The organism is Vibrio sp. TMPB1044 (genome assembly GCF_030442075.1).
GTDB classification, from domain to species: Bacteria; Pseudomonadota; Gammaproteobacteria; order Enterobacterales; family Vibrionaceae; genus Vibrio; species Vibrio satsumensis.
Genome location: NZ_JAUJED010000012.1, coordinates 120678 through 133542, shown reverse-complemented (window position 1 = coordinate 133542; position 12865 = coordinate 120678). Strand labels below are relative to the sequence as shown.

12 protein-coding genes and 1 pseudogene are annotated in these 12865 nt (G+C 42.9%); 7 read left to right on the top strand and 6 right to left on the bottom strand.

Annotation, left to right across the window (positions count from 1 at the left end; translation table 11 throughout):
- Positions 1-303: 303 nt before the first annotated feature.
- Entirely contained in the window at positions 304-1119 is an 816-nt protein-coding gene (locus QQ041_RS07225) for a hypothetical protein (protein ID WP_285953440.1), read from the top strand.
- Between the two features lie 187 nt (positions 1120-1306).
- On the opposite strand, the pseudogene QQ041_RS07220 reads toward QQ041_RS07225, so the two are convergent.
- Both QQ041_RS07220 and QQ041_RS07215 read right to left on the bottom strand, forming a co-directional pair.
- Positions 1307-1493, bottom strand: a pseudogene (locus QQ041_RS07220) (IS5/IS1182 family transposase); the annotation flags it as partial.
- A 43-nt stretch (positions 1494-1536) separates the two neighbouring features.
- Entirely contained in the window at positions 1537-1719 is a 183-nt protein-coding gene (locus tag QQ041_RS07215) for a hypothetical protein (RefSeq protein WP_285953439.1), read from the bottom strand.
- A 499-nt stretch (positions 1720-2218) separates the two neighbouring features.
- Here QQ041_RS07215 and QQ041_RS07210 point away from each other — a divergent pair, with 499 nt between their 5' ends.
- From QQ041_RS07210 to QQ041_RS07200, 3 genes are all read left to right on the top strand, one after another.
- Entirely contained in the window at positions 2219-3034 is an 816-nt protein-coding gene (locus tag QQ041_RS07210) for a GNAT family N-acetyltransferase (RefSeq protein WP_285953438.1), read from the top strand.
- A 198-nt stretch (positions 3035-3232) separates the two neighbouring features.
- Entirely contained in the window at positions 3233-4072 is an 840-nt protein-coding gene (locus QQ041_RS07205; protein WP_285953437.1) for an AraC family transcriptional regulator, read from the top strand.
- 97 nt (positions 4073-4169) lie between these two features.
- Positions 4170-4802: a triacylglycerol lipase gene (locus tag QQ041_RS07200; protein ID WP_285953436.1), complete on the top strand. Its 633-nt coding sequence runs from the start codon at positions 4170-4172 to the stop codon at positions 4800-4802.
- Between the two features lie 172 nt (positions 4803-4974).
- Here the strand turns inward: QQ041_RS07200 and QQ041_RS07195 are convergent, their stop codons facing one another.
- Positions 4975-5949 (bottom strand): arginine deiminase-related protein, encoded by a 975-nt coding sequence (locus QQ041_RS07195; protein ID WP_017106242.1) that lies wholly within the window; start codon positions 5947-5949, stop codon positions 4975-4977.
- 544 nt (positions 5950-6493) lie between these two features.
- Between QQ041_RS07195 and QQ041_RS07190 the strand changes: the two genes are divergently transcribed.
- Together QQ041_RS07190 and QQ041_RS07185 are read left to right on the top strand one after the other, a co-directional pair.
- Positions 6494-8344 carry an ABC transporter ATP-binding protein gene (locus QQ041_RS07190; protein ID WP_285953435.1) on the top strand — a complete coding sequence of 617 codons (1851 nt, stop codon included), beginning with the start codon at positions 6494-6496 and terminating at the stop codon, positions 8342-8344.
- 286 nt (positions 8345-8630) lie between these two features.
- Positions 8631-9335: a hypothetical protein gene (locus QQ041_RS07185; RefSeq protein ID WP_017065155.1), complete on the top strand. Its 705-nt coding sequence runs from the start codon at positions 8631-8633 to the stop codon at positions 9333-9335.
- Between the two features lie 111 nt (positions 9336-9446).
- On the opposite strand, the gene QQ041_RS07180 is transcribed toward QQ041_RS07185, so the two are convergent.
- The gene (locus tag QQ041_RS07180; RefSeq protein WP_017075645.1) at positions 9447-9935 is read right to left on the bottom strand and encodes an Lrp/AsnC family transcriptional regulator; all 489 of its coding nucleotides are present in this window, start codon (positions 9933-9935) and stop codon (positions 9447-9449) included.
- Between the two features lie 280 nt (positions 9936-10215).
- On the opposite strand from QQ041_RS07180, the gene QQ041_RS07175 reads away from it, so the two are divergent.
- Positions 10216-10386, top strand: coding sequence for a hypothetical protein (locus QQ041_RS07175; RefSeq protein ID WP_186728051.1), 171 nt, complete (start codon positions 10216-10218; stop codon positions 10384-10386).
- A gap of 61 nt (positions 10387-10447) precedes the next feature.
- Here QQ041_RS07175 and QQ041_RS07170 read toward each other — a convergent pair whose 3' ends face one another.
- Complete coding sequence (locus QQ041_RS07170; RefSeq protein ID WP_076650547.1) at positions 10448-10672, bottom strand: hypothetical protein; 225 nt, start codon at positions 10670-10672, stop codon at positions 10448-10450.
- A gap of 591 nt (positions 10673-11263) precedes the next feature.
- Positions 11264-12790 carry a sodium/proline symporter PutP gene (gene putP / locus QQ041_RS07165; RefSeq protein ID WP_186728108.1) on the bottom strand — a complete coding sequence of 509 codons (1527 nt, stop codon included), beginning with the start codon at positions 12788-12790 and terminating at the stop codon, positions 11264-11266.
- Positions 12791-12865: the final 75 nt, after the last annotated feature.

Sequence of the window (12865 nt, the reverse complement as noted above, 5' to 3'; positions counted from 1 at the left end):
TTAATGCTACAGGTTTACGGTGAAAAAAGCCTAGCCCTGACGTCAAGCGTAGCCTTCTAGGAGGAAACCGCAACCTAGCACAGTTGTCAAATAAGCACAGAAAAAAGAAGTAAGGCGATCATAAACGCCCTCTTTCAGAGACCGCAATTTATCCCTCATAGGTATATTTTCAATTTTTTTTCATAAGAATTCATTAGTCGGCGTCTATAAAAATAGTGAAAGATGATTAATCTGTTGTGGGCGCGATCTTGACATAATAAGTGCCTGCAATACCTGAGTTTTTATTTAAACATGGTGATAATAATGCGTATTTTTGGTCAAACCATTAACTCCAATATTTTCTCAAAGAGTGATAAAAGTCATGCGTCAGCTTTACCTAAATGGAAGGAACTTCAAAAAGAGACACTTAAGACAGCCACTGACGCTAAAAAAAGTGGACGCAATCTAATTAACACAAAGCATATCGACTCTAAACAATTTTTAGTGCATACCATTCGCGACTTTAAAGATGAATCGCCACTACTAACCCAAAATGCTGAAAAGCTATTATCCACATGGGATGTTATCAGTACTTCTGTTGTGGAGACGGGAAACCACTCAAGATCACAATGGGCTGATGTAGGTTTGATACTTGCTACACCACCTCAAAATGTCATTTCAACTTCCCCACATGATGTGATGTTTCAAAATCATGCTGGAAATAAACCGGGAGAACCCCAAAATACATATGCACTCACGGAAAACTACTTCAAGGGCCAAGGTAAAAAGGGATACACTCCTGATGGTGGTACATATGCCCAAATTGATACACCTAGGAATGTGATCAAAAACACGAAAGGAAAGCATAACGAAATACTTGTAGTAGGAAAACCAAACATCAGGACTTATGAAGGCTATAAAGGTACGGATACATTAAAAGTTTGCGGAATATATTGTCATCAAATGCTTAATAGTGATATGGACAATAATAAAAAGATTCATCAGGAAAACAATAAACTGATCGAGAGTTTATTGAAAGTTAACCCAGGGTTGACGGTTTTTAAAGAATTCACATGGACTGGAGATGTAACAATGAACAATTCTTCTAAAATAAATAGCTACGTAAATACATTTAAGTAGTATTGAATTTTATCTAGATAAAATAACTGATGGTCAAGGGATATCTCTCAAGACATCCCTTGAGCTCAATAGCAAAAAGGTTCATAGCCCGATGCAAGTTTTGAGTCGATTTTTCCACAGACACAGTGAATACAAGCTTTGTTGCGTAATTCAGTTTAGAGACAGAGCCTCCCACTTAGTATTTTTATTAGTCAACACGACGAGTTTCAGGCATACCTAACCCCATAAATTTGTTCAACGCTTCTATTATTACGTAAGATTCCCCCATCTATGTATTGTAATTTTTTAAGCTCAATCGCCCTACCTAGTAACGGTTTAACTCGATACATCGTTGTTTCTGAGAATGGGCGTTTGTGGTAACCATACAGCTTCTTCATTAATCCAAAATGTCTGAAAGACTACGATTTGTAACGATGCTTAGGCATAAAGCTTTGAAACATAATTTTTCTTTAGGTGGATAGCACTCTTTAAGTCTTGCTCAACTGATCGAATATTTTGATTGAGCGCAGTAAGAGGTTGTTTTGCGCTGTTTAGCTCTTGTATTGTCTTTGCCAAATCAGCTTTTAGTGTCGTTAATTGATGACTTGTCTTGGTGAGCATAGTTTAAAACTCCTGCTTCTCATAACTGATAAATAATGCGTATTTATACTATGTAGACAGAATCAAACCTAAGTCGGTAATGAAAACTTTTGAATAATTTGGGGATATTTTTCCATTATAAATCAGAGTCAACGTGCTGATTTTTCTTGATTCCCCTGATTATTATGCAATTTTTTTTTAGCGAAAAATAAAGGCCAGCATAAAGTCATTCAGAAGTTGAGCGAGTTCTACTCAACAAAGAGTGAAGAGAATACAGAAGTATTTTAGCTCCACGCACCCAGATTCAAAAACTCGTTGCAAATTAATGTATAAAATGGACTCTTTTCTATCTAATCTAAAACTGTCGTTTTTGTTCAATACCTATCTCAGTTACTCGCCTACACTTGCTGTCATTGAAACGTGGCTCAGCTAATCAATGTATCTCATCGTCGTTCGACGCACCTGAGAACCTGACAGCAGCTACGCACTCTACCGAATTGAAACAACAGGAATGAACGCGATGTTAGACATCAAAAAAATCTCATCACTTAGCGACTTAAGCGAACTTAAAACGGCTTACTTTACTGAGTCAACAGCTCCACTCGATGGCATGTGGCACTTCGGTTTTGTACCAATGTCTGACCATTTTGGTTTTTACGAAAACGGCAAGCTTGTCGGTTATTGCGTGTTGAATGGTGAAGGCTACTTGCTTCAGTTTTTCCTAACAGCAACAGCCAACGCGAACATTGCCGACTTGTTCACCTTGATCATCGCAAACAACAGCTCTGTGATTGGTGAAGTGAAAGGCGCATTCGTAAGCACAGCAGAGTCGCAATATCTGTCACTATGCTTGGACAATACCGAGTCCTTCAAAGTCAACGCACTGATGTTCCGCCAGCGTCCAACAGCCGTCGCAAACAACATTGAAAATATCGAGATGACTCTCGCGACGGACGAGCAACTCGATCAGCTAGTCGAATTTGCTTCCTCAGCGATTGGCGCGCCTAAAGAGTGGCTCACTGGTTACTACGGTAATTTGATTGCCCGCCAAGACCTTTGGGGCTACTGGGAAAGCGACAGCGTTCTCGCTACGGGAGAGTGCCGTAAGTTCGATGAACACCAAACGCAGTTTGCAGACCTGGGCATGATTGTCGCGCAAGCAGAACGTGGCAAAGGGTTAGCAACACGTGTGCTGAACTTTTTAACACAGCACGCCAACAGCCAAGGTTTAGAAGCGATGTGTTCTACTGAAAGCAGCAACATTGGGGCGCAGAAAGCGATCGCTCGCGCTGGTTTGTCATCGAGAAACCGAATCCTACAGTTCGATTTTAATTAGGGTTCGATTTTAACGACTGGCTCGCTGCCCGAGTGAAGCCAACATAAATTGAAGCCCATAACTGTGACTCTATATATCCAACGGTTATGGGCTTTATTGTTTGTGGTTAGTCATTACGCGTTCAGCAAAGAGAAAACTATCTTCCTCAACGATAGACACATATAGTTATTACAACGCTAACCTCAAATAGAATGTCGAATGATCAATTGGTTACAGTCTCCGAAATCCTCTGTTGTTGCTCAATACATTGATTGTTATTGGCTGATCGAGAAGACGCCTGACGCCGAAACTCATCAATTTCCCAAGCTCAACCCAGATCCTTCAGCACACTTGATTCTGTCTCCAAACGACCAGCCTTATCACTACACGATAGAGCAACAAGTCGTTCAAGGCGTTGGCAGCCATTTACTGCTGCCACACCATAAAGCGATTGAACTGGATCACTCAAAGCCGTTTATTCATTTGGGTATCAAGTTCCATGTTGGCGCCCTGTACTCATTAAATATTCCAGACTGCCCGCACCCCAGCCTAGACAGTGTTAACCCTATCGATCTCGCGAATTTGTTAGGTAATCCTAATGCCGAAGCAATGTCGCTGATTAAGCTCGCTCAAGCCGACTTTGAAGCTTGTTGTCAGCAGTTGGATAAATTGCTGCTGCCTTGGCTATCGACAGGTAAAACTGACAGGCACAGCGAACTCACCCGCAAAGTGTTAGAAGTGCTTGGCACAACACCGATTGCAGAGCTCGGCGACAAACTGTTTTGCTCACAACGCACCTTAGAAAGAAGCTTTAACAAGGTGACAGGACTGACATTGAAACAGTGCCAATCAATGAACAAACTCGAGGCGATGCTCGAATACTTATACAAACGAGATTTTAATGACATTGATTGGATAGACGTCGCCTACCAGTTTGGATTTAGCGACCAGCCACACCTGATTCGCTACCTTAAGAAGACCATCGGATTAACACCGAATACCTACGCCAAAGAAGGTGGCTTAACCATTGATGTGTATGGGGGAGTGCGATCGGATTAACGAACGCTCTGTCTTTTGTGTCCCATTAGCTGCAAGTTTTATTGAGTTTAGATTTGCGACTAAATATACTGGAGACACCATCAGACGGAGGACAAAAATGAATAATAAAAACAAACATATAGTTTTAATTCATGGTCTATATATGCCTGCGTTGATCATGCAGTATCTGGATAGAAATTTCAAAAAACGTGGCTTTACAACGCACAAATTTGCCTACAACTCGCTGCGTTTCCCTTCAGCTGCTAAGCGCCTCAATCGCTTTATTAATGCGCGTTTTAATGAATATGATGAAGTCTACTTCTTTGGTCACTCACTGGGTGGCTTGCTCATTCGTCACTACTTTAAGTTTTACCAACCCGACTTTGCAGACACCTGCATTATTACCGCTGGCACGCCGCACAATGGCGCGACTATCGCTAAAACACTGTCGAATCATGGTCTTGGCTTTATATTTGGTTCGAGCAAAATAATCTTAAGCGATGGCTTGGGTGACTACGACATTGATGTGCCAATTGGCGTCATTACGGGCACCTACGATGCAGGTGTTGGACGTATTGTATTAGGTCGAAATCCAGGGGATGGCACGGTTACACTCGAAGACGCTAACCTAAGAGGCGCGACAGACACCTGCGCCCTCAAGCTTAATCACACCGCGCTTGTTTACTCCAAAGAAGTGGTCGCGCTCTCAACTCAGTTCATCCAAAACAGGGCTTTTAAGGACGCTTCATAGCTTTTGTGTATTAGCCCTTTTCTCTAGCTCTGGTTCTCTTATTTCTATTTTCTTACTTCTGGTAGACCGATACAAAGATAGACCAAAACAAAAAATACCACTCTGCGATGAGAGTGGTATTCATAGATTCATGACTGAAGTCAGTAGCTTGTTATACTTTCTATAATACTCGCTACAGGAGATTAACTCGCGTTGGCAAGAACACCTCACCCAACATGCATCGCACCGAACCCCCGCCGATGTCTTCGATCGTTTTCACGTTAAACGGTAGTAACTTTCCATGTGTCGAAAGCTGAGCTAACTGAGCTGGAGAGAATGCATCGTAAGCCGATTGAGACATCGCGATCACCTTGTCGCCATTCACTGTTTCCAGTTGCAGAATGTTGCCACAGAATCGGTTCATCTGATCGATTGAGATAGAGATAACCTGCTTGTCTTTAGCCAGTGACTTCACCACAAAGCGGCGCTCAAATTCTGGAATCACTTCATCACAAATCACGCAGAAGTTATCGCCAATCGCCATCATCACATTGGTGTGGTAAATCGGCTGACCCGACGGTAATGCCGTTTGGAAGGAAACCACGCGAGAATAACCAATACGCTTCGCATAGTCTTCTAACACTTCACGATCGCAACGCTGAGAAAGCGCCGCATAAATCGTCTTATTGATATGATCGATAACCATAACACCCGTGCTCTCTAAATAAGAACCTTGAGCAACATACGACTCCATAGACTCACTATGGTTAACAATGCGACCAGATGCTTCTAGCGCTTCAATAAGAGCATGTGGCTTAACTTCATGTTGACGGTTTTCACAGGCCATAGGGAAAGTGAATAAGCTTCCATCACCACAAGTGCTGAACCAGTTGTTTGGGAATACGGCATCGGGCGTTTCTACGCCTAATTCAGGGTAATCAAACTCTACAACTTGCACACCTTCTTTACGCAACGAAGCGACCATCGTCTTGAACTCGGCCATCGTTTCTAACTTAACCTCAGCTTCAGTCAGATTGACTCTGTTTTGAAACTCGTTATCACGTGCAGTTTCTTCGTTAAATTTAAATTCTTTTGGCGGCACCATAACAACGCAATTGGCGTTTTGAACATTAGTAATATGAAGTGATTTTTTGTGTAGGTTTAACATCTCAACCGTCCCTATCTTTTATTTACCTCAGAATTGTAAACAAGTTGTTACGACAATATTCACTGAAAATAATAATGATTTGAATATTTATCCCAAACAATTACTGCAAAACTCAGTTTATTCGGTAATTTTTACTGCAAGATAACAGCACATCAGAAAGAACCAACAGTTTGCATATCCGTTTAAGAACTTGCTGAATAAATATCCGAAACTCATTCTCTAGCTCGCCGCGAGTTTAGGTTACAATTTAATCCATTTAACGTTAGGATTATCATCGTTGCATAACCACTAATTACGTTTGAAATAAGCTTAACTTTTCCTGTCCGATTCACTCTAAAATACGCGTCATGAATGACACTCTTTGGACCTTTCCTGCGGCATCGCTTAAACCAAAATCCATCGAATGACTTAATGCTTATAAGAACGAATTGGCACTTATATAATTTCAAACTAAGACTGTAAAATTTCAGATCAAACCTATAAAAACAAAGCTACACAGACGATGCAGTTGCTAATCGATGCATTCGTTTATAAAGGGAAATCTATGTACAAAAAATTTGAAGGCTTTACTGAAGCCTTTCCAAAGGGAGAGCCGATACAACCTCCTACTGGAATACTGGCATTTTGCCGCCATTACACTCGTGGTTTTGAAAAGCCGTTAATCTTGCTCGGCCTAATGAGCATGACCATCGCGATCATCGAAGTCGCGCTGTTCGGTTACATGGGTCAACTGGTTGATTGGCTGTCAACCAGCAACCCAGAAACCTTCTTAGCTGATAACCAATCCACATTAATGGGACTTGGTGTTCTGTTGTTAGTTGTGATGCCAATCTTGATCAGTGTTTACTCGCTTTTGCTTCACCAAACTTTGCTAGGCAACTACCCAATGTCGATTCGTTGGTTAGCGCACCGTTACCTTTTGAAGCAAAGCCTGTCCTTCTATCAAGATGACTTCGCCGGACGTGTCGCTACCAAAGTGATGCAAACCTCGCTCGCGGTACGTGAAACCGTAACCAAGATGGTCGATGTGTTTGTCTATGTGACAGTTTACTTCACCGCAATGCTGTTCATGCTTGCAGAATCAGATTGGCGCTTAATGGCTCCGATGCTGATTTGGCTATTCATTTACATCGGTATCCAACTGCACTTCGTGCCAAAGCTAAAAGACGTTTCTTCCGAGCAAGCGGATGCTCGTTCTCTGATGACGGGTCGTATTGTTGATAGCTACACCAACATCGCAACTGTGAAACTGTTCTCACACAGCAAGAGAGAAACCGAATACGCCGAAGAAGGTATGGAAGGCTTCTTAGATACTGTCCATCGCCAAATGCGCTTAGTAACCGGCTTCAACATCTGCGTTGAATTCGCTAACTATCTGTTGGTGTTCAGCATTGCGGGTATCTCTATCTACTTATGGTTAGACAACGCAATCACTGTGGGTGCGATCGCGATTGCGGTCAGTTTGGCTCTGCGTATTAACGGCATGTCGAAATGGATCATGTGGGAAATCGGTGGTCTTTTTGAAAACCTAGGTACCGTGATTGATGGTATCAAAACCCTGTCTAAGCCCATCGCTATCGAAGACAAGAAAGACGCAAAGCCTTTGGATGTTCCACAAGGTGGCATCCATTTCAACAACGTGAGCTTTAACTACGGTGAGAATAAGGGTGTGATTAACAACCTAAACCTCAACATCAAACCGGGTGAAAAGGTGGGCTTAGTGGGCCGTTCAGGTGCAGGTAAGTCTACCCTAGTTAACTTACTGCTGCGGTTCCACGATGTAGAGAGTGGTCGCATCCTGATTGACGGTCAAGAGATCTCAACAGTGACACAAGATTCGCTGCGCAGCAACATCGGTATGGTGACCCAAGATACTTCACTGTTGCACCGTTCGATCAAAGACAACATTCTTTACGGTCGACCTGAAGCATCAGATGAAGAAGTTTACGCAGCTACCAAACAAGCGCACGCGCATGAGTTTATCGAAACGCTTACCGACCCATTTGGCAACGTGGGCTATGATGCTCAAGTAGGTGAACGTGGCGTTAAGCTTTCGGGTGGTCAGCGTCAACGCGTCGCTATCTCACGTGTTCTTCTGAAAAATGCTCCGTTACTTGTTCTCGATGAAGCAACTTCTGCACTCGATTCTGAGGTAGAAGCGGCCATTCAAGAGAGCTTGATTGAGCTAATGGAAGGCAAAACGGTAATCGCGATTGCACACCGTCTGTCGACTATTGCTGCGATGGACCGCCTGATCGTGCTTGATGCAGGCAATATCGTCGAAGAAGGTACGCATCAAGAACTAATTAATCAAAATGGCATCTATGCACAGCTATGGAATCACCAAACAGGCGGCTTCATTGCAGATGATCTTGAGCAAGCTACGAACGCTTGATTTTTGTGCTATTTTAAAAGTGCGGCGTGATTCACACCAATTTGTTAATTAGCGGTAAATTACACGTGGCAGAATGTTATGTCGTAATTATATAATGACATTAATACCAAAGACGCCTCGCTTGCGCGTTCTGGAATAAGGCTAGACTTCGGGGGGAGGCTAGCCTTTTTTATGCCTGTTATTTGGCCCTCTTTACTACCTGTCCAATAAACTTCATCGATCCTTTTGTTTTTTTCTTGGCGTTTTTTTCTTAAAATGCGCGCAATATTCTTTCTAGAGATCAACCATGAACAAAAGTGTCTTAACTAACGTTATTGCGTTAGCACTGCTTGCTGGCGGCTATGCGACAGCAAACCAATACTTGCTTTACGCAGGTCTATTCGCATTTTCTGGTGCCATCACCAACTGGCTTGCGATTCACATGTTGTTCGAGAAAGTACCCGGTCTATACGGTTCTGGCGTTATTCCAGCACGGTTTGAAGAGTTCAAGGCTGCCATCAAGCAACTGATGATGGAACAGTTCTTTACTGAAAGTAACATCGACCGTTTCCTAAGCAGCGAGATGACAGGAAAGTCGCTCAATCTAGAGCCTGTAATTCAGAAGATCGACTTTAATCCAGCATTCGACTCGCTAGTACACGTTATCGAGAATTCACAGTTTGGTGGCATGTTGGCAATGTTTGGTGGCACAGAAGCACTAGAGCCTATGAAAGCGCCATTTGTGGAGAAGATGCAGGAATCTGTGATTGAAATCAGCAAGAGTGATTCCGTAAAAAATGCCATCAAAGATGAGCTAGAATCACCTGCGATGATGGATGAAATCAAAGAGAACATTGAGGCTATCATTGATCAGCGCTTGAATGAGCTAACACCTAAACTGGTTAAAGAGATGGTTCAAACAATGATCAAGAAACACCTTGGCTGGCTGGTCGTTTGGGGGGGTGTATTCGGTGGTGTGATTGGCTTAATTTCGGCGGCAATTACGTTGTAAACCGGACAAGTCTATCGGGTTGCTCTTTCTCTAACATTCAACAAAAATGGAAGCTTATTTTGGCTTCCATTTTTTATATCTAAATAACCTTGGTAAGGCGAAAGCAGACCACTATTTTAGAGTTGCCAACAACTCAGGATTCACACCGAAACCCTTTTTATGCTCTTCAATCACGACTTCACTGCGTGTTTGAATGACACCAGGCAAGGTACCTAACTTTGTTGCCATAAACGCTTGGTACGCCTTCATGTCTTTCACTCGAACCTTGATCATGGTGTCAAAGTCACCCGACAGTGAGTAACACTCTTCCACCTCAGGCATCAATTCAACCGCTTGAGCAAATTTGTCGAAGATCGAAAAGCTAGTCTGGTCGAGACGGATATGGATAAAGACTTGAACATCGAGTCCCAACTTTTCTGAACAAAGCTCAGCATGATAGCCCGTGATGTAGCCCTCCTTCTCCAATCGCTTCAATCTATCAGAGCAAGGTGAAGTCGTTAAGTTGACCTGCTTTGCCAACTCAACGACAGGCAAACGCCCTTTCATATGCAGAATTCTTAGTATCTCTTTATCGATACGATCGAGTTGATGCTGAGACATAACATTCCTTAAACATTCTAAGTTCCGCTCAGTATATTCCATACCAAGAGCAATCGAAGAAAACTTCGCTCACACATTTAGAAAACTAAACGTACCATTCCTATTCACACTAAATATAAATCAACAAACAACGATAGCAACTCTTATAAATCAAACTCTAATTATTAACAAATTATTATAGAAATGACCCGATTAACAAACAAGTTGAGCCAGAAACGAAAGAAAGGACATAGGTCAAAGTGAATAATAGAATTATCAAAGAGAAAGGATAACTCTAATTATGAAAACACAAGAACTCGCATACAAGCCTTACGGTATTGGTTCATGGACACACGTAACGGTATCAAAAGATGTTGCTCAAGCACTAGCAAGTGAATACTCAAACTATGGATGGGAAGTGAGGATTGATGGCGACGCCATTGACGCTGAGCCAGCGCTCAAAGCCGCATAGAAACGCAAAAACCTCCTAAAGCGGAGGTTTTCTCCCTAAGTTAGTGAGCGCTTACTATAAGCTAGGCTAAACCAACTTGGGGGACAGTACTTCCTGTTTCGCAACGGCAGTTACACGTTCGGCAAAAGTGCTGCGTTTCCATATCATAATATAAGTTGCCACTAAATAGCTTTGAGGTCCATTGCATCATACGGCCAGAGGCTGTCTCGGGCTCTGATTCACAACGTTTCATTATAGACTTATGTAGTGTTGTTTTTTTACATCCTTTGCAATAGAGATCAGGCATACCTTTGTCCTATAGGTCTTTAGTGGTTACTGACAATTGACACATCATGTCCAATTCAGTTCAACAATTCACCGAGCTAATGACAAAAGTGAGCGCTAAGTTCAAAAAACAGCCAATTTTCCCTTTGTTTTTTGATATCAAGCGTCATCAAGATCCTTCTTCTATTTACCCCCCCCCTTTAATCATTCGGTTTCGATTTACATTGTAAAACCCGATAACGGCAGTACTTCACCCGAATTTGAAATAAGACAAAAGTCGCACCCACATAAAAAACTCGGCTTTTAATGATCACAAAAAACATATTGATCGAGCACGAAGCAATAAACACCAATATTGATAAGGAACACTAGGGGCATGTCATGGAGAATTGCGGGGGCAATGAAGAGACATGTACAACTGACACAAGCTGTTTGAGATGATGGAGCCAAGTGCCCATCAAAAGAGTTTGGAGTCATTGAAGATAGACCAGCACGAGGTCGAAAGCATTAGGAAATGGTCAAAAAAATAGAGCCACCGAAGTGACTCTATTGTTTTTATCAATTGGTTGTTGCCAATGTTCTTAGCTAATTTACATCTGCTTTACAATGTAAATTAGTCTAGCTCAACTAGGTTCTTCTCGAACTCAGCATGTTGCTTCTTAACTTCATCTTCTGGCTCGCCAGTAATCAAGCTAACCACAACGATAGAAATCGTTGATAGGATGATTCCCGGTACGATCTCGTACACATCGAACCAACCGCCTGTGAACTGTTTCCAAAGTACAATCGTAACACCACCAACTACGATACCCGCTAGAGCGCCGTTACGGTTCATACGAGACCAGTACAGGCTCAATACGATAGCTGGACCGAATGCAGCACCAAAACCAGCCCATGCGTAAGATACAAGGCCAAGTACTGAACTATCTGGCGTCATCGCTAACACAAGAGCAATCAGAGAGATTAGGATAACCGCGAAGCGGCCTACACGAACGATCTCTTCAGACGTCGCATCTTTCTTAAGCACTTGCTTGTACAAGTCTTCTGCCATTGCAGATGAAGAAACAAGAAGTTGTGAATCCGCAGTACTCATGATTGCCGCTAGGATTGCAGCAAGTAGGATACCTGCGATTACTGGGTGGAACATCGCGTTCACAAGAAGCATGAAGATCTTCTCGCCATCGTCTAGCTTAGGTGCGCCAGAGTTCGTCACGTAGATTAGACCAACAAGACCCACCAGCATTGCACCAATCATAGACAGTGCAGTCCATACCACCGCGATACGACGCGCTGTTGTTAGGTCTTTATTGCTACGTGTTGCTTTGAAACGAGCAAGGATATGTGGCTGACCGAAGTAACCTAGACCCCATGCCGCTAGCGAGATGATCGCGATAGCAGAAAGAGGCTCACCTTTCGCATCATTCCATAGCGTTAGTAGCTCTGGGTTGATGTTGTGTAGGTCGCTAGATAGCTGACCAAGGCCGCCGTTCATTGCCGCGATTGGTACAATCAATAGCGCAGCAGACATTAGTAAACCTTGAACCAAGTCAGTCCAAGATACCGCTAGGAAACCGCCAAACAGGGTGTACGAAACCACACATACCGTGCCGATAATTACTGCCGTTGTGTAATCTAGGCCGAATACCGTTTCAAACAATTTACCACCCGCTACCAAGCCCGAACTTGTGTAGAAAAGGAAGAATAAAAGGATAAAGAAAGCAGAAATTGTTTGGATCAGCTTAGAGTTATCGTTGAAACGACGAGATAGGAACTCAGGCAGCGTCAGTGATTCAGTCGTAATGCTGTAAGTACGTAGACGTTTTGCACTGATTAACCAGTTTGCCCAAGTACCAACAAGTAGACCACCAGCAAGCCAAAATGCTTCAAAGCCAGCAGCGTAAGCGTAACCAGGCAGGCCAAGTAGCAACCAACCACTCATGTCTGATGCACCAGCAGAAAGTGCAGCAGGCCATGGGCCTAACGAACGACCACCTAGGAAGTAGTCAGTTGAGTTAGATGTACGTTTGTAAGCAATAACACCGATCGCTAGCATCATAATTAGATACGCAATGAACGTCGTCGTTATTGCAAAACTGTTTTCTATCATTTGATAGTCCTCATTTTGTAGAAAGCCTTCCATGCCTAATTCAATGCAAGGCACTCACCGTAAAGGCAAGCGAGTGCATTGAGTTAGGTATTCAGGCTCCAAAGCACT